Annotated in this window: 20 protein-coding genes and 1 tRNA gene; 15 read left to right on the top strand and 6 right to left on the bottom strand. The window is 62.4% G+C overall.

Annotated elements, in window-relative coordinates:
• Positions 1 to 4 precede the first annotated feature (4 nt).
• Genes B7G66_RS12340 through B7G66_RS12330 form a run of 3 tightly spaced genes read left to right on the top strand, consistent with a single transcriptional unit; the run spans position 5 to position 2,704 of the window.
• Entirely contained in the window at positions 5 to 1,594 is a 1,590-nt protein-coding gene (locus B7G66_RS12340) for a sensor histidine kinase (protein ID WP_003622248.1), read from the top strand.
• Positions 1,595 to 1,598: 4 nt separating this feature from the next.
• Positions 1,599 to 1,928, top strand: a complete 330-nt coding sequence (locus B7G66_RS12335) for a hypothetical protein (RefSeq protein WP_040511129.1) — start codon at positions 1,599 to 1,601, stop codon at positions 1,926 to 1,928.
• Positions 1,925 to 2,704: an SIMPL domain-containing protein gene (locus tag B7G66_RS12330; protein WP_040511128.1), complete on the top strand. Its 780-nt coding sequence runs from the start codon at positions 1,925 to 1,927 to the stop codon at positions 2,702 to 2,704. Before B7G66_RS12335 ends, B7G66_RS12330 begins: the two co-directional genes overlap by 4 nt.
• A 254-nt stretch (positions 2,705 to 2,958) precedes the next feature.
• Here the strand turns inward: B7G66_RS12330 and infC are convergent, their stop codons facing one another.
• From infC to B7G66_RS12310, 4 genes are all read right to left on the bottom strand, one after another.
• On the bottom strand, positions 2,959 to 3,480 hold the full coding sequence (infC, locus tag B7G66_RS12325) for a translation initiation factor IF-3 (RefSeq protein WP_003622245.1): 522 nt from the start codon (positions 3,478 to 3,480) through the stop codon (positions 2,959 to 2,961).
• A gap of 386 nt (positions 3,481 to 3,866) precedes the next feature.
• Entirely contained in the window at positions 3,867 to 5,795 is a 1,929-nt protein-coding gene (gene thrS, locus B7G66_RS12320) for a threonine--tRNA ligase (protein ID WP_003622244.1), read from the bottom strand.
• Between the two features lie 41 nt (positions 5,796 to 5,836).
• Positions 5,837 to 6,739, bottom strand: a complete 903-nt coding sequence (locus B7G66_RS12315; protein ID WP_003622243.1) for a glycosyltransferase family 9 protein — start codon at positions 6,737 to 6,739, stop codon at positions 5,837 to 5,839.
• 220 nt (positions 6,740 to 6,959) lie between these two features.
• A complete protein-coding gene (locus B7G66_RS12310) occupies positions 6,960 to 8,045 on the bottom strand; it encodes a tetratricopeptide repeat protein (RefSeq protein WP_003622242.1) in 1,086 nt (361 codons plus the stop codon).
• A 217-nt stretch (positions 8,046 to 8,262) separates the two neighbouring features.
• Here B7G66_RS12310 and B7G66_RS12305 point away from each other — a divergent pair, with 217 nt between their 5' ends.
• The 12 genes from B7G66_RS12305 to B7G66_RS12250 all read left to right on the top strand — a co-directional run bounded on the left by B7G66_RS12305 (position 8,263) and on the right by B7G66_RS12250 (position 17,784).
• Complete coding sequence (locus B7G66_RS12305) at positions 8,263 to 9,495, top strand: glycosyltransferase family 4 protein (RefSeq protein ID WP_040511126.1); 1,233 nt, start codon at positions 8,263 to 8,265, stop codon at positions 9,493 to 9,495.
• 254 nt (positions 9,496 to 9,749) lie between these two features.
• A complete protein-coding gene (locus B7G66_RS12300) occupies positions 9,750 to 10,904 on the top strand; it encodes an aromatic ring-hydroxylating oxygenase subunit alpha (protein WP_080545546.1) in 1,155 nt (384 codons plus the stop codon).
• A gap of 63 nt (positions 10,905 to 10,967) precedes the next feature.
• Positions 10,968 to 11,216, top strand: coding sequence for a hypothetical protein (locus B7G66_RS12295; RefSeq protein ID WP_231106224.1), 249 nt, complete (start codon positions 10,968 to 10,970; stop codon positions 11,214 to 11,216).
• 110 nt (positions 11,217 to 11,326) lie between these two features.
• Positions 11,327 to 11,881: a dCTP deaminase gene (dcd, locus tag B7G66_RS12290; protein WP_003622238.1), complete on the top strand. Its 555-nt coding sequence runs from the start codon at positions 11,327 to 11,329 to the stop codon at positions 11,879 to 11,881.
• A 12-nt stretch (positions 11,882 to 11,893) separates the two neighbouring features.
• The gene (gene murA / locus B7G66_RS12285; protein WP_003622237.1) at positions 11,894 to 13,156 is read left to right on the top strand and encodes a UDP-N-acetylglucosamine 1-carboxyvinyltransferase; all 1,263 of its coding nucleotides are present in this window, start codon (positions 11,894 to 11,896) and stop codon (positions 13,154 to 13,156) included.
• A 217-nt stretch (positions 13,157 to 13,373) separates the two neighbouring features.
• Positions 13,374 to 14,036, top strand: coding sequence for an ATP phosphoribosyltransferase (hisG, locus tag B7G66_RS12280; protein ID WP_040512984.1), 663 nt, complete (start codon positions 13,374 to 13,376; stop codon positions 14,034 to 14,036).
• 8 nt (positions 14,037 to 14,044) lie between these two features.
• Positions 14,045 to 15,358, top strand: a complete 1,314-nt coding sequence (hisD, locus tag B7G66_RS12275; protein WP_040512981.1) for a histidinol dehydrogenase — start codon at positions 14,045 to 14,047, stop codon at positions 15,356 to 15,358.
• A 121-nt stretch (positions 15,359 to 15,479) separates the two neighbouring features.
• Positions 15,480 to 15,698, top strand: coding sequence for a translation initiation factor IF-1 (gene infA / locus B7G66_RS12270; protein WP_003622234.1), 219 nt, complete (start codon positions 15,480 to 15,482; stop codon positions 15,696 to 15,698).
• Positions 15,699 to 15,714: 16 nt separating this feature from the next.
• Positions 15,715 to 16,344 carry a Maf family protein gene (locus B7G66_RS12265; protein ID WP_003622230.1) on the top strand — a complete coding sequence of 210 codons (630 nt, stop codon included), beginning with the start codon at positions 15,715 to 15,717 and terminating at the stop codon, positions 16,342 to 16,344.
• Positions 16,345 to 16,346: 2 nt separating this feature from the next.
• Positions 16,347 to 17,450 carry a ribonuclease E/G gene (locus B7G66_RS12260; protein WP_040511123.1) on the top strand — a complete coding sequence of 368 codons (1,104 nt, stop codon included), beginning with the start codon at positions 16,347 to 16,349 and terminating at the stop codon, positions 17,448 to 17,450.
• On the top strand, positions 17,443 to 17,649 hold the full coding sequence (locus tag B7G66_RS12255) for a DNA gyrase inhibitor YacG (RefSeq protein ID WP_003622226.1): 207 nt from the start codon (positions 17,443 to 17,445) through the stop codon (positions 17,647 to 17,649). The genes B7G66_RS12260 and B7G66_RS12255 overlap by 8 nt, the downstream gene beginning before the upstream one ends.
• Before the next feature lie 59 nt (positions 17,650 to 17,708).
• Positions 17,709 to 17,784, top strand: a tRNA-Phe gene (locus tag B7G66_RS12250).
• A gap of 473 nt (positions 17,785 to 18,257) precedes the next feature.
• Here the strand turns inward: B7G66_RS12250 and B7G66_RS12245 are convergent.
• Positions 18,258 to 18,458: a hypothetical protein gene (locus tag B7G66_RS12245; RefSeq protein ID WP_003622224.1), complete on the bottom strand. Its 201-nt coding sequence runs from the start codon at positions 18,456 to 18,458 to the stop codon at positions 18,258 to 18,260.
• 224 nt (positions 18,459 to 18,682) lie between these two features.
• Positions 18,683 to 19,159: a GlcG/HbpS family heme-binding protein gene (locus B7G66_RS12240; RefSeq protein WP_040512978.1), complete on the bottom strand. Its 477-nt coding sequence runs from the start codon at positions 19,157 to 19,159 to the stop codon at positions 18,683 to 18,685.
• Positions 19,160 to 19,496: the final 337 nt, after the last annotated feature.

Genomic DNA, 19,496 nt, shown 5'->3' with positions numbered 1-19,496 from the left:
CGCAATGGCCCAACGCGTGAAGGACCTGCCCCTGCATGAAGGCGCGCCGCGCAGGCCACGGCTGCGTGCGCTGCGTTCCGCCAGCCTGCGCTTTTCACTGGCGTACGGGGTGCTGTTTGCGCTGTCGTCCATCCTGTTCATGCTGTTCATCTGGTGGGGGACGATCGGCTTCCTTGAACGTCAGGTCGAAACGGCGATCAATGCCGATGCCCGCGCCCTTGTCGATCGCTGGGTTCTGGGCGGGGTGCCAACCCTTGCCCTGACGATCGAGGACCGGCTGGAACAGAACCTCGACGATGACGCGGTGTATATGGTGATCGACCCGGAGGGGAATTACCTTGCGGGCAACGTCTCCACCTGGCCGGCAAAGGTGCAGTACACCGATCGGTGGTATTCCCTGCCCGATACGCGCGCGGGCCTGCGGGGATTGGCCGAAATCCATGCCTATCGCCTGCCGGGCACGGAACTCACCCATACGGCGGGCCAACTGGACAGCGGCTATCGCCTGCTGGTGGGGCGCGACATGCGCGCACGCTCCATCCTGCGGCGGTTGCTGACCGATTCCCTGCTGTGGGCGTGGATCATGGTCACGCTGCTTGCCGTCAGCGGCGCGATGCTGGTACATCGCATCTTCCGCCGCATGGTCAAGACCGTGGCACGCACGACATCGGCCATCGCCCATGGCGACCTGAACCGCCGCATGCCGCTGGTGGGCAATGGGGACGAGATGGACCAGGTGGCCGAGGCCATCAATGAGATGCTTGACCGGATCGTACGCCTGATGGATGGCGTGCGCGAAGTCTCCAACTCCATCGCCCATGACCTGCGCACCCCCATCACCCGCGCCCGCACACAGTTGGAGGACGCGGCCCTGCATGCGCAGGATGCCGACGAACTGCGGGCTGCGATCGAACGCGCGGTCGGCAACCTCGACAACATCACCGCCGTGTTCGAAGCCCTGTTGCGGATCGCACAGATTGAAACCGGCGCGCGTCGCTCCGCCTTTGCCACGTTCGACCTGCGCCCCGTCCTGTTCGATGTCGCAGAGCTGTACGAAGCGGTGGCGGAGGATCATGGAATCCGCCTCGCACTCGACATGGATGACGTGCTGCCCTTTTATGGCGACCGTTCCCTGATCCAGCAGGCTGTGGCGAACCTGCTGGACAACGCCATCAAGTTTTCGCCCGAACATTCGACCGTACACCTTGCCGCACGGCTTTCCCCCCTTGTCGCACGACGCACCGTCACCCCCGCCGGGGGGGCGATGCTGACGGTGGAAATACGTGACGAAGGCATCGGCATGACAGACGAAGACATGGCGCGCGCAACCGAACGTTTCTTTCGCGCGGAAAAGGCACGCAACACGCCGGGGTCGGGCCTCGGGCTCGCCATGGTACGTGCCATCGTGCAGTTGCATGGCGGGGATATCCACCTTGCGACACATAATCCCGGCCTGTCGGTACGTCTGCACCTGCCGGTGGCGTCCTCCGCCCTGGCGGAATATGGATATGATCCGTTCGATGAGGACATGCCAGACATGACGCGAACTTCACAATTCTCCCATCAGCACGACACCAACAGTAGCGTATTATAGCATCATGAACATGCAACCGGTCACGGTCCCTGCCTTCCTTGTGATGAGCCTGTGCCTGTGTGGCCATTCGTGGCCCGTCGCGGCAGCGGATACCGTCACCGAGGCCACCGCCCCCCATGGCAACGTGGACCGGCCGGTTATCATCACCAGCGACACCCCTGCATTCTGCAACCGTCTGATCGGCATCATCGACGCCTATGGCCCCGGCCTGCCACATGACATCGACGACCTGCGCACGCAGGGTGCGGACCTGTGCCGGGAGGGCCGGGTACGTTCCGGCATCATCCGGCTGCGTCGCGCGCTGGTGGAACTGAAGGAGACCACGCATTCATGATCCCCTCCCCGATGCGCACACGCGCCCGTCCGGCCCGCCATATGCTGCGCGGCGCGCCGATTCTTCTCTCCCTCCTTGTCGGGACTGCCACAATGGCCGGTATCACATACGCCCATGCCGCCGATGGGGACGCCACGGCGGCTGACACCACCATGACCAAGCTGATGCTGTCGGCCACAGGCACCGTCCATGCGCCGCCCGATGAACTGACCGCCGTCTTTTTCGCCGAAGCCTCCGCCCCCACAGCCGCCGCGGCACAGGGACAGGTCAACACGCAGGTGGAAAAGGCAATGGCCAGCGCGCATGGCGTAACGGGCCTGACGGTCAGTGCGGAATCCTATACCGTGCGCCATCAGGAGGCCGATACCCGTAACAACCACCCGGCATTGTGGATTGCCCGGCAGAGCATCCGCATCACCGCAGCCGATGGCAAGATCCTGCTGCCGCTGCTGGGACGTATCCAGTCGGATAATCTGGCCCTGTCACGGCTGGACTGGTCCCTGTCCCGTCCGCATCGCACTGCCCTGCTGCAACAGGCGGAAGGGCTTGCGCTGCATGAACTGCAACAACGTGCGCAGGCGGCTGCGACGGCGCTGGGCCTGAAGGTCACACGTATCGAGTCGGTCAACCTGAATGACCAGGAAATGCCCCACCCGATGCCCATGATGGTAATGGCCGCACGCGCGGCCAGTGCCGACATGTCCGCCCCACAGGCCCCCGTCGCAGATCAGGATGTCACCGCACAGGCGGATGCGACCTTTATCCTGCATCCGTGATGCGGTTATCCGCCAAACGGCCCTGCCAATAGAAATAATTGTCCCGGAGATGTCACCTATGGGGGATGTCACCTATGTTCAAGAAGGTGACATCCCCCGCAAGCCCTTTGAACCAAAGCCCTGACCAGGAAACATGCACGATTTCAGTGCATTATGTTTCCCAACCCGTCGGGGCGGCACACATATCAAAAAGCCCGGGCCACATCATGTGACCCGGGCTTTCGGATATATGGTCAGGCGGTTGCCACTGCGTATCAACGCGGGGCAAGCACCATGATCATCTGGCGATTTTCGAGCTTGGGCATATGCTCGACCTTCGCGATTTCATCCATTTCGCTGCGCACGCGCTCCAGCACCTTGATGCCCAGATCCTGATGCGCCATTTCGCGGCCACGAAAACGCAACGTGACCTTGACCTTGTCGCCTTCGCCGATAAAGGATTTCATCGCCCGCATCTTCACCTGGTAGTCATTTTCGTCGATATTCGGACGAACCTTGACTTCCTTGATTTCGATGACTTTCTGCTTCTTGCGGGCTTCGTTGCGCTTCTTCTGCTGCTCGTACTTGAACTTCCCATAATCGAGAATTTTCGCGACGGGCGGCTCGGCGTTCGGGCTGATTTCCAGCAGGTCGAGACCAGACGCATAGGCGCGCGCAAGGGCGTCACGCATCGGCATGATTCCCAGCATTTCGCCATCAGCATCGATCAGGCGGACCTGCGGAACGCGTATCTCCTCATTGACACGGGGCCCCTCTCGGTTCGGCGGAGTGGGCATCGGGGGTCTGGCTATGGTCATCTCCTGTGACTGTGCATTCAGATATCGTCGCGGCGGCCACCGGCCCCACGCCGAAACGCGCCCGACCCCGGACGACATGACGGCGCGAAATCACGCGGACGCTGCTGATGTGGCAATATGTGGCGCAAACACAAGGGCCAGATCAAGTCCCGTGTGCAATAACCCTGACGGGGCCAGCCATGCATGCACCGCAAGCAGACCCCAGCCAGACGCAACCGATGGGCGATTTCAGGTCATCGCCGCATGAAACAGAATGAAAAATTTCGGATGAAGCCCTGTCCGGAAAGCTTCAAATACTGCTGCCTTTTTTAAAAAAAGGCAGCAGCTGGAAATTTTTATCCGTTTTTTATCAGCACCTTGTTCAATCAGGACCGCCGCAGGTCCGGCGGGGTTGCTTCATGCGCCAGGGCCGTGACCGCCTCGTCCAACGGCACGATTTCCTGCGCCTTGCCCCCCAGGCGACGCAGGGCGACAGTCCGTTCCTCCGCCTCCTTGCGTCCCACCACAAGGATGACGGGCACACGCGCAAGACTATGTTCACGAATCTTGGCGTTGATCTTTTCATTACGCACGTCGGCTTCCACCACGACCCCCGCCGCCTGCAGCTTCTCCACCACTTCGCGGGCATAGGGTTCGGCATCCGTCACAATGGATGCAACGACGACCTGCACCGGTGCCAGCCACATCGGAAAACGCCCCGCATGCTGCTCGATCAGGATGCCAAGGAAACGTTCGAACGACCCAAGGATCGCACGATGCAACATGACGGGACGATGGCGGGCGCTGTCCTCCCCGACATAGGTGGCATCAAGGCGTTCGGGCATCACGTAATCAACCTGCAACGTGCCGCATTGCCAGTCGCGGCCGATGGCGTCACGCAGCACGAATTCCAGCTTCGGGCCATAAAATGCCCCCTCGCCGGGATTATGCTCGTATTCGACACCCGCCATGTGACACGCCTCTTTCAGCGCATTTTCTGAACGGTCCCATGTATCGTCGCTGCCTGCGCGCTGCTCCGGACGGTCGGCGAATTTCACGCGGAAATGCTCGAACCCAAGGTCCTGGTACACGGCCGAGAGCATACGCACGAAACGCGCCGTCTCATCCGCGATCTGTTCTTCGGTGCAGAAGATATGCGCATCATCCTGCGTGAAGCCACGCACGCGCATGATACCGTGCAGCGCGCCGGAGGGCTCATACCGATGGCAGGCGCCGAATTCCGCCATACGCAGCGGCAGTTCGCGATAGGAACGCAGCCCGTGGCGAAAGATCTGCACATGACATGGGCAGTTCATCGGCTTGAGCGCAAGGGTCTTGTCCTCGTCCTCCACCGTGGCGATGAACATGTGCTGGCGGTATTTGTCCCAGTGACCCGATGCTTCCCACAGGCCACGATCGACCAGTTGCGGGGTGCGCACCTCCTGATACCCGTTCCGGGTCTGCGCGCGGCGCATGTAATCCTGCAGGACAGAATACAGGCGCCACCCCTTGGGATGCCAGAAGATCTGGCCCACGGCTTCTTCCTGGATATGGAACAGGCCCATTTCACGCCCGATACGGCGGTGGTCGCGCCGTTCCGCTTCCTCAAGCTGGTGGATATGTGCGTCAAGTTCCTTCTGGTCGCGCCACGCGGTCCCGTAAATGCGCGTCAGCATGGGATTGCGATGATCGCCCCGCCAGTATGCCCCGGCCACCTTCATCAGGCGGAACGCCTTGCCGATGTCGCCCGTGCCGCGCAGATGCGGACCACGGCACAGATCCAGCCATTCCCCCTGCCGGTAGATGGAGATTTCCTCATCCTCGGGCAGATCACGGATCAGTTCGGCCTTGAACCGCTCACCCCGCTCCTCAAAGAAACGGATCGCCTCTTCACGCGGCCAGGTTTCACGTGTGAAGGGGGCATTGGCGTCTACGATCTCGCGCATGCGGGCTTCGATGCGGGGGAAGTCCTCGGGCGTGAAGGGCTCGTTACGATAAAAATCGTAATAGAAGCCATTTTCGATCGACGGGCCGATCGTCACCTGCGTTCCCGGCCACAGCGACTGCACCGCCTCGGCCAGCACATGGGCGGCATCATGGCGGATCATCTCCAGCGACTCGGCGTCCTTGCGGGTGACGAAACGCACATGGGCGTCATGGTCGATTTCGCGGCCGATATCCATCAGGTGGCCGTCCACCTCCATGGCAAGCGCCGCACGGGCAAGGCCCGCGCCAATGGACTGCGCCACCGTAGTGCCCGTCACCGCCCCGTCAAAGCGGCGTACGGATCCGTCAGGCAGGGTGATGGCAGGCATGTTCTGGTGCTCCGATAAAAATGTGTCACGCTGTAATGGCGTCAGCGGAGCGCGGCTGCAACCCTGTCAATGTGTAATGTGGCCAGATCCTGCGCCCACAGTGCCCGTACCTGCCCCGGCGTACGCCCCAATGGCGCGCTGAGTGCCGGATCACCCGCGCGCGAAAACAGCACGACACTTGGTGTTCCCATCACCGCGGCAAGGTGCATCGGCCCGGTATCGTTCCCCACCGCGGCCACGGCGCGCGCGGCCACCCCGCCAAGGTCCAGCAGCGACGTCCGCCCCGTCATGTCCACCGTCGCATCGCACGCGGCGACAATGGTGGCGGCAAGCGGCGCATCGGCGCGCGAACCGATGACAACCGGGCGCAGCCCCCCCGCCCACAGCCGTGTGGCAAGCCCTGCGAACCGTTCCACGGGCCAGCGTTTGACCGGATGCGCCGCCGACGTACCCGGCACCAGCAGCACATATGGCCCCGGCAGGCGCGGCCCGTATCCCGACAACCACGAAATATCGGCGTCTGGCACCTCCGCAATGCCCGCGCGGCGCAGCTGGTCGCGCTGGCGGGCGCGGTTGTGCATGGCCTTGCGCTGCGGGTTGTCATGGGGTGCCTGTGCCCCGGGCGCGATGCCCGACCATGCGCGATGTCCCGACAGGTGGAAATAACGCGTGGTACGACCCGACGTCTGCAGGTCATAAATGAAATCATATTGCCGCAGCAGCGCACGCATCGCCATGACCGCCCGCAGGTTGCGCCACGGCGCGCGGGCATCGACGCGGACATCGTCGAACCATGGCGACGCCCGCGCCAGTTCAACAAAGGGCGCGGTCGTCAGCAATGTCACGCTGTCATGGCGATGATGGTCGCGAATGGCGGCGAAAGGAGCAAAGGACTGGGCAAAATCACCCAGCGCACCCAGCCGGATGACAAGGATGCGCCGCATGTGACCTCCAGGGGCTGTGTCAAACATGATCTTGATAACATAGTGAAAAATGGCAGGCGGTCAGGGTGCGGCACCTTTCAGACAGATCAGGGGAGAGATTTTAAATACCCACTGATCAACAATAAGGATTCACACCAATACCAAATTGGATACTCCCAGATTATCAGGCCAGCACCTTTCGCAAAGCATCCTTTTGCCTTCCTGCGCGGTTACCGCCCCCTCAGGGAGCTGCGGGATCGGCCTCCAGCAACGAAAGGTCCTGCCGCGCAAGGTCCGCTTCATGCGAATCGGGGGCAAGCGCGATCACCTGTTGCCAGTCGGCGCGGGCGTCCTCCATCCGGCCCTGACGTTCGTGCAGGATGCCGCATTCCAGTTCGGCGGCCACATTATGCGGCGACAGTTGAAGGGCGGCGGCAATATCTGTGGCGGCAAGGTCGATATGACCCAGCGCACGATTGGCGGCGGCCCGCGTCACCAGCGCATCCACCCGCAAGGCCGTGTCCCCCGGCAGAGGCGTCAGGTCGGCAACCGCCTGCTGCGCCATGCCCATATCCACGCAAAGACGGGCATGGATCACCCGCAGCGTCATGTCATGCGGGTCCAGCCACAGCCCGTATGTCGCACTGTCAAGCGCCTGGCGTGGACTGTCATTGGCCTGCCATGCCCGCGCGGCCTCTTCCGCCACATGGGCGCGATGGCGCAGGGATTCGGGCGTATCGTGCGGCCCGGCCTGTGTTCCATCCTGTATCCCGGCCTGTGTCCCGTTCTGTTGCCCCCCGCCCACCACCCCGGCGGGCTGTGGCGTGATGTCGCCCCGCGATGCGGTAACGGCGCGCGACGGGACGGATGGGGACGGAACGGGGGGTGACGGCGGGTGCCGGGATGGGGCCACCCATCCCTGTGGCCAATGGGCGACACGCGACAGCCGATCCAGGGTGGCCGCAGCATCCCCCACGTCACCAAGCGCCATGTCTGCCAAGGCCCCGCAATATTCAGCCTCCGCCCCGCCCCCATGGTCCTGCCAGTCGTCGGCATAATCGCGGGTGCCATCAGGGTCATCGGCCAATTGCGCCTGGCAGGCGGCAAAGGAAAAATTCCGCGCCGCCCCGTTCCCCATCCCGGCAGTCGTACGGGCAGTCGTACGGCCAGGCGTGCCGGGGACAACCGTATGAAGGGAAACCTGACCCGGACGCGGGGCATTGGGGGCAGAGGCTTCGGCCGCATCGGCCCCCACGACGGTCGCGCGCGCGCTTCCCCCCGCCGACTCCAGCGCCACAGCAACCATGCCCACCTGCATGGCACGCATGCACAACACCATCCACCGCCCCGTAACGGCACCGCACGGCGCCCGATGCAATGCGGAACTCCGGGGGCCGGCGTGCGGAAACATGCATGCAAAAGCTATCATAATGGTTCCTTCGTCGCCCCCCGCCCCGCCAAGGTCAAGTACCCTGACGCCATGATAGCCCCCCACGTTGCAACAGACGGTGCAGAACTGTCACTTACGTGATACACATTCCGAAATGGAATTCGTGACCACCCGCCCAGTCATTCTCCAGGTCCTGCCCGCGCTTGAATCAGGCGGCATAGAGCAGGGCACCATCGAAATGGCTGAGGCCATCACACAGGCGGGCGGCACCGCACTGGTGGCAAGCGCGGGCGGGCGCCTGATCCCCCGCCTGCGCTATGTCGGGGCAACCCCGGTCCATCTGGACCTGAGGCCGAAAAACCCGCTTTCCATCCTGCGCAACTCCCTGCGCCTTGCGCAGATCATACGCGAATATTCCGTCAACCTCGTGCATGCGCGTTCACGCGCGCCCGCCTGGGCCGCCGCATCCGCATGCCGTCGCACCGGTGTGCCGCTGGTGACGACGTGGCATGGCGTCTATGGCAACACCATCCCCGGCAAACGCCGCTATAACGCCGTCATGGCGTCGGGACGGCGGGTCATCGCCGTCAGCGACTACATCGCGCAGCGCCTGCGCACGGAATACCGGGTGGGTGACGACCGGCTGCGCCTGATCCCGCGCGGGGCGGATGTTGCGCGATTCGACCCGCATGGCGTGCGTGGCAACCGGGTGCAGAACCTGCTGGATCAGTGGGACCTGCCTGAACATGCCGCCATCATCGTATTGCCGGGCCGGATCACGGCGTGGAAGGGGCAGATGCTGCTGCTGGACGCGCTGGCGCGGATGGAACGCGCGGGCGGATGCGGACGGGAATGGATCTGTGTCTTTGTCGGTGATGCAAAGGAACGCGACAAACATACGCAGGCCCTGGTGGAAAAAACGCGCGAGGCCGGGTTGCGCGAACGGGTGCGCTTTACCGGGCACTGCGCGGACATGCCGGCGGTCATGATGCTGGCGGACCTTGTGGTCGTGCCGTCGCTGCGGCCCGAACCCTTCGGCCGTGTGGTGGTGGAGGCGCAGGCCATGGGCCGCCCGGTTGTTGTGGCCGCCCATGGCGCCGCGCTGGAAACGGTGGAAGACGGGGTTACGGGCTTCACCTTCCCCCCCGGCGACGCCGCCGCCCTGGCGGAGGCAGTGCGCGCCGCATTGTGCATGACGCCGGAACAGCACGCCATGATGGCGACACAGGCCCGCGCGAATGTCATGGCGCATTACACCAGCCAGGGCATGCAGTACGCGACCCTCGGGGTCTATGATGAACTGCTGAATACCCACCTGGCCGAGACATTCCTTTACAATACCGGGCACATGGCGCCCGATCATGAACTGGAACAGCAGGCGTCCTGACCTGCCCCGCGCCACGGGCATGACAGGATGCCGTGTCAGCCTGACACGCCAGCCCCCATGCGGCATTGATCTGTCGCATCGTCGTTGGTGAAGATGACGCAGCCTCCCCCACACGACATATGGCGTATGCGCTGGGGGGATTTCCAATGCGCAAGGCAATTGAAATTCTTGTGCAAGGACTTCATGGATACACCATGCAAGCGGATCGGATAAAATCCGCACATCATGACAAACAGGAATTTCGGGGCCTCAAAATGAGCGATACACTTTCTGTCCAGACGGAGGCCCCGACACGGGACCAGGCCACAACCGCACCGGTCCCCCCCGCCACCCCACAGCCAGACCTGCGCACCGTCGATGCGGACCCCGATTTCTGGTACCCCGTCGCATGGTCATCACAGGTGCGCCGGGGCAAGACGTTCGGCGTGCGTTACGCGGGCGTGCCCATCGTGCTGGTCCGTCCCGAGGAAGGCAGCGTCTTTGCCCTGTATGACCGCTGCCCCCACCGGCAGGTACCCCTGAGCAAGGGCACCGTCAACGGACAGACCGTGCGCTGCTGCTATCACGGATGGGCGTTCGGGCGCTCTGGCCGGTGCATCGACGTGCCTTATCTTGGCAAGGGCAAGCTGCCGAACGGGGTGCGCACCTATCCCTGCCGGGAGGCGGGTGGCCTTGTATTCATCTTCCCCGGCGACCCGGCCAAGGCAGACACCGTCCCCTTTCCCAAGCTGGGCAGCGTGGACGATCCGGCCTTCAAGACCAAGCGGTTCAGCCCGCGCGTGAACTGCCATTACACGTTCATGCATGAAAACCTGATGGACATGAACCACCAGTTCCTGCACCGCCGCCAGATGGGCCAGATCAAGGCGCGTTTCCTGGGGCAGGACAAAGGCGAAAACTTTATCGAGGCACGCTACAGCTTCATGCGCAGCGCGGGTCAGCAGCCACTGGCCGAACGGCTGATCTTTGGCAAGCACAAGGACCTCAAGGGCGCGGAACAGCCGGTTGAGGAGGTCGTGACCATCCGCACGACATATCCGTACCAGACATTGCAGATCCACGATAAGGACGGCGACCTGATCATGGATCTGTGGACGGCCTATGTCCCGGTGGACAAGGACCAGCGCGTTACACAGAGTTTCGGGCTGCTGGCGGTGCTGCGCCCCCAGACGCCGCTGCTCATCGACCTGATCTGGCCCGCGCTGGGCTGGTTCACCAACCGCATCTTCCTTGAGGACAAGGACATCGTGGAGATGGAGCAGCAGGCATGGAACGAACAGGGCGGCGACCGTAACGTGGAAATCTTCCCCGTGGTCAAGGCGCTGCGTGAACTGCTGGCACGCAGCGGCGTTCCCGCGGGCAAGGGAATGCCCGACACCACGAATCCTGCCCCCACCAGCGCGGCCTGATCCCGGCGACGCCGCACGTTCCCGCCCCACCGCGCACCAGCCCGGCGCACGGTGGGGCCTGACATGAGTGATGCCAGCATGACCAACGCGCCCCCCCCGCCCGAAAGGGCCAGAGCCGAAAGCGCACGCGCCGAGGCCGCACGCCACGCCCGCCAGCAGCGCGAGGCCCAGGCCCTGCGTGACAACCTGCGCCGTCGCAAGCAGCAGACCCGTGCGCGCACCACGCCCATCGCCGCAGCCGCTGTCCTGCCGGACGGCGCCGCCGCACAGGACAGCGCACACACCCCGCGCGACGATACGCCGTCCACATAAAGCAGCTGCATCGACGCATAACACGATTGCACGACTCGACTGCCTTCGGTAGTGGTCGCTGCTCGCCTGCGGCGGGACACCCCGCCATGACGCACGAAGAAAGGGACCCCATGCCAATAATGCCTGATTCATGGATTCGCCGCATGGCCGTCGAATCCGGCATGATCGAACCTTTCGTCGAAAAACAGAACCGCGAGGGCGTGATTTCCTACGGCCTGTCCTCCTATGGCTATGACGCGCGGGTGGCCTCTGAATTCAAGATTTTCACCGACGTGGACAACGCGGTGGTCGATCCCAAGAATTTCGCGGAAAACAGCTTCGTCACCCGTCATGGCGAGTCGTGCACCATTCCGCCACACAGCTTCGTCCTGGCGCATACGGTGGAATATTTCCGCATACCGCGCGACACCCTTGTCGTGTGCCTTGGCAAATCCACCTATGCCCGGTGCGGCATCATCGTAAACGTGACCCCGCTGGAACCGGAATGGGAAGGGCAGGTCACGATCGAGATCAGCAACACGACCCCCCTGCCCGCGCGCATCTATGCCAATGAAGGCATCTGCCAGTTCCTGTTTTTTCAGGGCGCTTCGCCGTGCGAGGTCAGCTATGCCGACCGGGCGGGAAAATATATGGGACAGCGCGGCGTCGCCCCGCCACGGATGTAGGAGAGCAGGGCCATGGACCGTTTCATCATTCGCGGCGGGCATCGCCTGCATGGCGATATCGTCATCGGGGGCGCCAAGAATTCGGCGCTCAAGCTTCTGGTCGCGGGGCTTCTTACGTCCGAAACACTGGTGCTTTCGAACGTCCCGCGCATCGCGGACATCCGCACCATGCGCACGCTGCTGCTCCAGCACGGGGTAAAGGTGGAAGACGTGGACGGCACGGGGGCTGTCCTGTCGATCGGCGGGCAGATCACCAACACCGAAGCCCCCTATAACATTGTTTCCAAGATGCGGGCCTCGATCCTCGTGCTCGGGCCACTGCTGGCGCGCTGCGGGGAGGCGCGGGTCTCCCTGCCGGGCGGTTGTGCGATCGGGACCCGGCCGGTGGACATGCACCTTAAGGGGCTTGAAGCACTTGGCGCGCGCATCACGCTTGAAAATGGCTATATCAACGCCCACGCCCCCGAAGGGCTGACCGGCGCGCGCATCATCCTGCCGTTCGCATCGGTGGGGGCGACGGAAAACCTGCTGATGGCGTCGTGCCTGGCAAAAGGGCGCACCGAAATCGTCAACGCCGCGCGCGAACCCGAAATCGGGGACCTTGCCGCCTGCCTCAACGCCATGGGCGCGCGCATTACCGGCGCGGGCAGCGGGACACTGGTGATCGACGGTGTGGACGCCCTGCACGGGGCGGAATACCGCGTGATGCCTGATCGTATCGAATGCGGCACCTATGCCTGCGCCGCCGCGATCACGGGCGGGGACCTGCGCCTGATCGACGGGCGGGCCGAACATCTGGGCGCGGTCGTACGCGCGCTGGAGGAAGCGGGCGCAGAAGTGTTTCAAGAAGACAGCGCCCTGCGGGTGCGGCGCACTGGCGCGCTGCGTGGGGTGGACATCATGACCGAACCCTATCCCGGTTTCCCCACTGATATGCAGGCACAGTTCATGGCGCTGCTGTCGGTGGCAGAAGGCGCGTCGATGGTGACGGAAACGATCTTTGAAAACCGTTTCATGCATGTCCCCGAACTCAACCGCATGGGTGCGCGCATCAACGTACACGGGTCATCCGCCATCATCCGTGGCGTGCATTCCCTGTCGGGCGCGCCGGTCATGGCGACTGACCTGCGGGCGTCGTTCTCGCTCATCCTCGCGGGGCTTGCCGCGCATGGGGAGACGATCCTGAGCCGTGTCTACCACCTTGACCGTGGTTACGAAGCGGTGGAACGCAAGCTTGCGCAGTGCGGGGCACAGATCGAACGTGTCGCGGGCTGAAAACAGGTGCGAAACCGCCCGGACGGGCCGCGCAAAAGGGCTGCCGTGTGAAAAGCGCCCTTTCTGCGGGGCGGCACAATGTGGTATGCGCGCAGGCGACATGTTGCGCCTGTCACGCCTGTTGTGATTGCGGTCCGGGCGCGTTTCCTCTTGTTCGGAGAATTCAGTGACCGTCCTGACACCGGCCTCCAGCCTTGTCCCGGAAACGGACAGCCCGATGATCATCGCCCTGCCCAAGGGCCGCATCCTGAAGGCCGCGACGCCGCTGCTGAAGGCGGCGGGCATTGTGCCCGGCCCCGATTTCACCGATGACCGCAGCCGCCTGCTGCGCTTTCCCACCAATGACCCGCACCTTGACGTGGTGCGCGTGCGCTCGTTCGACGTGGCGACGTTCGTGGCCTTTGGCGGCGCACAGGTGGGGCTGTGCGGGGCCGACGTGCTGATGGAATTTGATTATCCCGAAATTTATGCGCCGCTTGACCTTGGTATCGGGGGATGCCGCATCTCCATCGCACAGCCGCGTGGCTGTGACCTGTCGGACGATCCCGCACGCTGGTCGCAGGTGCGGGTCGCAACCAAATACCCCTCCATCACGCGGCGGCATTTCGCGGCGCAGGGGATCAACGCGGATATCGTACACCTGCATGGGGCAATGGAACTTGCCCCTGTGCTGGGTCTGTCGCACCTGATCGTGGATCTGGTGGATACCGGCTCCACCCTGAAGGCCAACGGGCTGGAGGAGGTGCGCACCATCGCCAACATCACCAGCCGCCTGATCGTCAACCGCACGGCGTTCAAGACACAGCCCGAACGTATCGGGGGCATCATCAACCGTTTCCGCCAGGCCCTTGCGTCCGGCACGACACAGACCGAGGGATGATTTCGGCCATGAACCGCCTTGATACCAGCAGCCCTGATTTCGACGCTGCCTTTGCACGGCTGCTGGCGGATCGGGACAGCGACACGGCGCGTGTCGATGCCCCCGTGACGGAAATTCTGGCCGCCATACGCCGGGATGGGGATGCGGCGCTGTGTGAATTCACCCGGCGGTTCGACCGGATGGCGATAACACCCGATCGCCTGCGGATCACGGATGCGGAAATCGACGCCGCCTGCGCCGAGGTCTCGCTGTCTTTGCACGCGGCACTCGACGTCGCGGCGACACGCATCGAATCCTTCCATCGTGCGCAGCTCCCCGATGACCTGCGCTATGTCGATGCGCAGGGTGTGACGCTTGGCATGCGCTGGACGCCGCTGGACGCTGTGGGGCTGTATGTACCGGGCGGAACGGCGGCCTATCCCTCCTCCGTCCTGATGAATGCCGTGCCCGCGCGTGTCGCGGGGGTGCGCAGGCTGGCGATGTGCGTGCCGACGCCCGATGGCGTGCTCAATCCGCTGGTGCTGGCCGCCGCGCGCCGTGCCGGCGTAAGCGAGATCTATCGCGTTGGTGGCGCGCAGGCGGTCGGGGCCATGGCCTATGGCACCAAGACCATCGCGCCGGTCGATCGCGTGGTCGGGCCGGGCAATGCCTATGTTGCCGAAGCCAAGCGTCAGGTGTTCGGCCGCGTGGGAATCGACAGCATCGCGGGGCCGTCCGAAATCGTGATCGTCGCGGCCGATGCCAATGACCCGCGCGCCCTCGCGCTGGACCTGCTGGCGCAGGCGGAACATGACCCCATGGCGCAGGCCGTCTTGATCACGCCCGACGCGGCACTGGCGCAGGCGGTGCAGGACGCGGTGGAGGCGGAGCTGAAGACCCTGCCCCGCGCGCAGATCGCCCGCGCAAGCTGGGACGCGCATGGCGCCATCATCACGGTACGGACCCTTGATGAGGCAGTGGAACTCGTCAACCGCATCGCGCCCGAACATCTTGAACTGGTGATGGACAACCCACAGCCGGTGTTTGACAAGGTGCGGCACGCGGGCGCGATCTTCCTTGGCCGTTACTGCCCCGAGGCGATCGGTGATTATGTCGGTGGCCCGAACCATGTCCTGCCGACAAGTTCCACCGCACGTTTTGCATCGGGACTGTCGGTATTCGACTTCCTCAAACGCACGACGTTCATTGACGCAAATGCGGACTCCCTGCGCACGATCGGCCCGGCCGCCGTGGCGCTGGCGCGGGCCGAAGGGCTGGATGCGCATGCCATGAGCGTGTCCATCCGGCTGGAGGATCTGACGCGCGGGTCGGGTAAAGCTTGACCATGGGGGAACAATCCCCACATATCCACCCTTGTATTCCTGTCAGCACGATGCGGAAATAATTTCCGCGTCGTGTCTGGCCTTTTTTCACCCCACCAAACCAATACGATTGAAGGATACGATGTCCAAGGAAGACATGATCGAATTCAGCGGCACGGTCACCGAGCTGCTTCCCAATGCGATGTTCCGCGTCAAGCTGGATAACGAACACATGATTCTGGCGCACACCAGCGGCAAGATGCGCAAAAATCGCATCCGCGTGCTGGCCGGTGACCGGGTGAATGTGGAAATGACCCCCTATGACCTGAGCAAGGGTCGCATCACATTCCGCTTTAAATAAGACGGATCGCCCGATCATGACCCGGACACCCGGTTCCTCCGTCACGGGAACGGGCACGCAGCTTGTTCTTGCCTCTGCCTCCCCCCGGCGTCTTGATCTTCTGCGACAGGTCGGCGTACAGCCTGATCAGGTCATTGCCGCCGATATTGATGAACGTCCTGCGCCGGGGGAACTTCCCCGTGCCTATGCGCTGCGCATGGCCGACACAAAGGCCCGCGCCGTCGCAGCCACCCTTGATTTCCCCGCCCTGGTAATCGGGGCCGATACGGTGGTCGCCGTCGGTCGGCGCATCATGCCAAAGGCAGAGGATGAGCAGACAGCACGCACCTGCCTGTCCCTCCTGTCGGGCCGGCGGCATACGGTGCTGACTGCCGTGACACTGTGCCCAAGCGCCACATGGGCGAAAGGCCGCACCAGCACCCGTATTGTCAGCAGCACAGTTGCGTTTTCCCGCCTGATCCCTGCGCAGGTCAATGCCCTGATCGCGGCGGGCGACTGGCGCGACAAGGCCGGGGGTTATGCCCTGCAGGGGCATGCGGCGGCATTCGTGCGCTTTCTGTCCGGCAGTTATTCAGGGGTGGTTGGCCTGCCCCTGTTCGAGGTCGCGCAAATGCTGCGTGGGCAGGATGGGAACTGGATTGCGTGAACATGCTGATTCGCGTGGCAAGCGGCCCGGGGGAATTGCGGGTTGCGCTGACGGATGGCGGCCGGCTGCTGGATTATGCATTATGGCGTCCTGACCTGCCTGACGGGGTGGGCGATCTGTATCGCGGTCGTGTCAGCGCCCATGTCCCGGCACTTGGTGGCACCTTCGTTGACCTGACAGATGGCCAAGCCGGTTTCCTGCCTGATTCCGAAGGCAGCGGCCCCATGACGCAGGGCACCGCCATACTGGTGCGCGTCAGCCGCAGCGCACAGGGGGGCAAGGGCGTGCGCCTGAGCCTGCGTGGCATTCCCGACACCCGTGCCGAAGGACCACCTGCCCTGCTATCACGCGGGGCCGGGCCGGTGGAACGCATGGCTGCATGCTGGCCCGACGCGATCGTCGTGATTGACGATCCCGCCGTGGGCGCGCGCCTGCCCCAGGCGCTGCATGGCCGGATTGAACGCCAGCCGATGGCGTTCGACGCAGAGACGGAAATGATGGCCGAATCCCTGTCTGATCCGTTCGTCGCGTTGCCAGGCGGCATGTCTGCCACCATCACGCCCACGCCCGCGCTGGTTGCCATCGACATGGATGGCGGACATACCAGCATGGATCGCAGGCCAAAGCAGACCGCGCAGTTTGCCGCGAATCGTGCGGCCTTGCCCGAACTGTTGCACCAGTTACGGCTGCGCAACCTGTCGGGAGCCATCGTCGTGGATGCGGCGGGCCTTGCGGTCCGCAAACGCCGCGCGCTGGCCGAACCGATTGAACAGGCGCTGGCGGCGGACCCACTGCGTCCGCGCTTTTTGGGGATCAGTGCATTGGGGCTGGCGGAAATCGTGCGTCCGCGCATCCATCCCCCCCTGCATGAACTTCTGGACAGTGTAACGGGACGGCTGTTGCGTTCGCTGCGGCAGAAGGTCCGGGATTACAGGGGAATGCAGGTGCCCCGGCCGGTCACATTACAGGCCGGATGTGATATCGTGCGCATGATGCGGACCTATCCGGCATGGATGGAGGATTTCACACGCCTGACGGGATGTCCCCTGCGCGTTACCATCGCGCCCGACCTGCCACCATCAGGATGGAGGTACGATAATGACTGATCCCGCCACGCCACCGCCCTGCCCCGTTTGTGGCAAGCCGATGGTTCAGGCCTATCGCCCGTTCTGTTCGCGTCGTTGCGCGGATATCGACCTTGGGCGCTGGTTCACAGGGCAATATCGCGTGCCCGCCGACAATGATTTCAACGATATGGACGAAAATCACACAAGACGGGTTGATCCCGATGAAGAGGTAGGGTAAAGCCTGCACATCGTCAGGGCGGTTCACCCCGCCCCGGCCTGCCGGACAACGGCTCCGGTGCCCAAGTAGCTCAGTTGGTAGAGCATGCGACTGAAAATCGCAGTGTCGGTGGTTCGATCCCGCCCTTGGGCACCATTTCATTTCCCAAAATATGAAACCCTCCTTCCCCAGCCAAAAGCAGGGAGAGTTCACATCTTCCGCCATGATTGGCAGGGTATTGAGGATTTTTGTGAAGCTTTTCACACCCCATTCACAAGGCATCGTCTGGATGGGGCATCGCCGGGATGGGAAAAAACGGTTCCTCCGAATTTCATCTTCGGATCTGGCACAGACAAAGACCGCACTTAATTTTGCCAATGGGGACTGTTCAAGAAGTTAGAGCCAGCACCCCACGTGAATCGTCGCAAACAATACGTACCTATGCCAGCCACCCAAATTTTTTGGTGAGGCCTGTTCCAGAAAATGTTGGAAAACATCGTATTTTCACGATGACGAAAGTCATGCGTTAAGAATTTTCCCATTCTGTATCAACGGGTTATTTTAAAATAGTCTCTAACAGGCTATTGGATTGGAATTTTTACGCAACAACATTGCTGAAATCCTGACAATTAAAGAATTTTCGACACATAAACAGAAATATCTGTTTCATAAGTTATGAATAACGTCCACTTTAGCTCCCAATCCGACAGGCTGCTAAACTGAGGACTGATGGCCATATCCCGTCCTTTACGACCCGACGGGGCCGGGGCGATATCATTGATATAGACCGCCGCCATATTTCGCCCCGCCATGTTGGCAATGACGTGCATTCATAGGACATATCATGTCTTTATTGGCTGAATGGTTACCTCAAGAGGCAGGAGGAACAACCTCCTGCAATTCCCAAAGCGTCTGGTAAAGACGTGAACGATATTCCCTGCCTGAAAACGACAGAATTTCATGTAATTATTTTATAAATATCTGAATAATACCTTATAATTTCAGCATGTAATTGGTCTCACCTGTCCAGACAGTCTCCCTTGTCATTTTCATCCTAACGGAAATCGGATTTATATTTCTGCACTGCCGCCTGGGCGCAGGCTTCGTCCTTTTCCCCACCGGGCGCACCAGATACCCCGATCCCGCCCAGAACGGTATTGTCCGACACCCGGCGCAGCGTTACACCCCCCGGCACGAACAGCACTTCGGGAATGGTATTAAGCGCCCCGTTCGCCGGTCCCGTCACCTTTGCCGCGATCAGTTCGCTGGTGGTGTTCATATTGAACGCCAGCCCATAGGAATAGGCGGTATAAGCCTTGCGATAAGACACCGACAGGGATTGCAGCGGCACGCTGTCCCCCTTGATAACGGCCTGCTGATGGCCGGTCGTATCGACGACGGTGGCCGTCACGGAATATCCCTGCATCGCACATGACCGTACAGCTTCGAGCGCAAGTTGCGCCGCCAGAAACCAGTCGAGCTTCTGCATGGTGACGATATGTCCCTCCACATGGCCATTGGGGACATGCATATCAGGGGATTGCGCGGCAGCGGCCTGCGCCACCGCGCACATCATGGTGCCGCCCAGCGCCATTCCCCTTACGACCCGCGTGCATGACTGCATCATTCGGCCATCCATCCCTTGCGAATATGGGGAACCATCATTGCGGGGCATCCCCACATCCCACAACAACAAAGGCCACGGCGCACATAATAGTGTGTGCGTCACGCGCCCTTACACAAATTTCGAGATCATGAAAACTTCTGACGAAGCGTTTCCAAGCCACATCGCCAAGGCATTGCCTCTTTGAGACTATTTAAAATAGTCAGGCGCGATAACATACTGAAATTATAAAGGTTTTTGGTGA

This window comes from Novacetimonas hansenii JCM 7643 (assembly GCF_000964405.1).
In the GTDB taxonomy this organism is placed as follows: domain Bacteria; phylum Pseudomonadota; class Alphaproteobacteria; order Acetobacterales; family Acetobacteraceae; genus Novacetimonas; species Novacetimonas hansenii.
Note: the sequence above shows the minus strand (reverse complement) of the source record. Positions and strands in the feature narration are given on the sequence as shown.

What these genes read in the sequence shown, in the direction of transcription:
- B7G66_RS12340 (WP_003622248.1), top strand. Translation starts at nt 5, where the DNA reads ATGGCCCAACGCGTGAAGGACCTGCCCCTGCATGAAGGCGCGCCGCGC.
- B7G66_RS12335 (WP_040511129.1), top strand. Translation starts at nt 1,599, where the DNA reads ATGAACATGCAACCGGTCACGGTCCCTGCCTTCCTTGTGATGAGCCTG.
- B7G66_RS12330 (WP_040511128.1), top strand. Translation starts at nt 1,925, where the DNA reads ATGATCCCCTCCCCGATGCGCACACGCGCCCGTCCGGCCCGCCATATG.
- infC (WP_003622245.1), bottom strand. Translation starts at nt 3,480, where the DNA reads ATGCCCACTCCGCCGAACCGAGAGGGGCCCCGTGTCAATGAGGAGATA.
- thrS (WP_003622244.1), bottom strand. Translation starts at nt 5,795, where the DNA reads ATGCCTGCCATCACCCTGCCTGACGGATCCGTACGCCGCTTTGACGGG.
- B7G66_RS12315 (WP_003622243.1), bottom strand. Translation starts at nt 6,739, where the DNA reads ATGCGGCGCATCCTTGTCATCCGGCTGGGTGCGCTGGGTGATTTTGCC.
- B7G66_RS12310 (WP_003622242.1), bottom strand. Translation starts at nt 8,045, where the DNA reads ATGCGTGCCATGCAGGTGGGCATGGTTGCTGTGGCGCTGGAGTCGGCG.
- B7G66_RS12305 (WP_040511126.1), top strand. Translation starts at nt 8,263, where the DNA reads ATGGAATTCGTGACCACCCGCCCAGTCATTCTCCAGGTCCTGCCCGCG.
- B7G66_RS12300 (WP_080545546.1), top strand. Translation starts at nt 9,750, where the DNA reads ATGAGCGATACACTTTCTGTCCAGACGGAGGCCCCGACACGGGACCAG.
- B7G66_RS12295 (WP_231106224.1), top strand. Translation starts at nt 10,968, where the DNA reads ATGAGTGATGCCAGCATGACCAACGCGCCCCCCCCGCCCGAAAGGGCC.
- dcd (WP_003622238.1), top strand. Translation starts at nt 11,327, where the DNA reads ATGCCAATAATGCCTGATTCATGGATTCGCCGCATGGCCGTCGAATCC.
- murA (WP_003622237.1), top strand. Translation starts at nt 11,894, where the DNA reads ATGGACCGTTTCATCATTCGCGGCGGGCATCGCCTGCATGGCGATATC.
- hisG (WP_040512984.1), top strand. Translation starts at nt 13,374, where the DNA reads ATGATCATCGCCCTGCCCAAGGGCCGCATCCTGAAGGCCGCGACGCCG.
- hisD (WP_040512981.1), top strand. Translation starts at nt 14,045, where the DNA reads ATGAACCGCCTTGATACCAGCAGCCCTGATTTCGACGCTGCCTTTGCA.
- infA (WP_003622234.1), top strand. Translation starts at nt 15,480, where the DNA reads ATGTCCAAGGAAGACATGATCGAATTCAGCGGCACGGTCACCGAGCTG.
- B7G66_RS12265 (WP_003622230.1), top strand. Translation starts at nt 15,715, where the DNA reads ATGACCCGGACACCCGGTTCCTCCGTCACGGGAACGGGCACGCAGCTT.
- B7G66_RS12260 (WP_040511123.1), top strand. Translation starts at nt 16,347, where the DNA reads ATGCTGATTCGCGTGGCAAGCGGCCCGGGGGAATTGCGGGTTGCGCTG.
- B7G66_RS12255 (WP_003622226.1), top strand. Translation starts at nt 17,443, where the DNA reads ATGACTGATCCCGCCACGCCACCGCCCTGCCCCGTTTGTGGCAAGCCG.
- B7G66_RS12245 (WP_003622224.1), bottom strand. Translation starts at nt 18,458, where the DNA reads ATGCACGTCATTGCCAACATGGCGGGGCGAAATATGGCGGCGGTCTAT.
- B7G66_RS12240 (WP_040512978.1), bottom strand. Translation starts at nt 19,159, where the DNA reads ATGCATGTCCCCAATGGCCATGTGGAGGGACATATCGTCACCATGCAG.